The sequence below is a fragment of the Oleiphilus sp. HI0079 genome (genome assembly GCF_001635105.1).
The window spans coordinates 1-694 of record NZ_LWFT01000813.1; the positions used below are offsets into that span (position 1 = coordinate 1).

The window sequence follows — 694 nt, forward strand, 5'->3', positions numbered from 1 at the left end:
CTTGAGATGAACTGGAATCTCTATTCAGGCGGCCGTAGCAATTCGAAGCAGAAACAAGCGCGTTATCAGGAAGAGGCCGCGCGCATGCGTTCTAATCGTATCTATCGCGAAGTGCAAGCAAATGTCGACTCGTCATGGGACGCCTACATGACGCTCAAACAAACACTCGTTCATCTACAGGATTACGTTGATCAGTCTGCAGAGAGCGCCAAGTTGTATATGGCGCAGTTCAAAGCGGGCCGTCGAACCCTTCTTGATTTGTTAGATGCACAAAACGAGCTATTTGAAGCGCGCAAGCAATATCTCGCGTCAGACTATCAGTATGTATACTCCCAGTATCGTGTTGTTGCGAGCATGAGCTACATTTTAGATGCGTTGCGTGTAAACGTGATGACCCCGCTGCTAGAGAAAGAAGATGAAACCGGCACAGAGGAGGCAACGACCAATGGATAAAATCTCTCGTATTACCTTAACGCTTGTGCTCGCCGGCCTCGGTTTAACAGCATGCGGTACAAACCCGCCCGAAGACCCACGATTCGACAGCTTTGGCTCAGGGCTTCCCGCGCAACATAATGAAGATGTCGTGCCACCCTATCCAGAACAACCCTTTGTTCCTGCGCAAGCCAAGATATCCGACAGCGATTCAGATGGTGTAATTGATCACCGAGATGAATGTGACGATCACAAAGAAGGT

At 49.4% G+C, this 694-nt stretch carries 1 protein-coding gene and 1 pseudogene; both read left to right on the forward strand.

Translation table 11 applies throughout. From position 1 onward, the window contains the following. Positions 1-453 (forward strand): TolC family protein (locus A3750_RS15200; protein ID WP_197475067.1); only part of this gene is annotated, 453 nt, incomplete at its 5' end. Beyond that, positions 446-694: pseudogene (locus A3750_RS15205) on the forward strand (hypothetical protein); the annotation flags it as partial. The gene A3750_RS15200 and the pseudogene A3750_RS15205, both read left to right, overlap by 8 nt.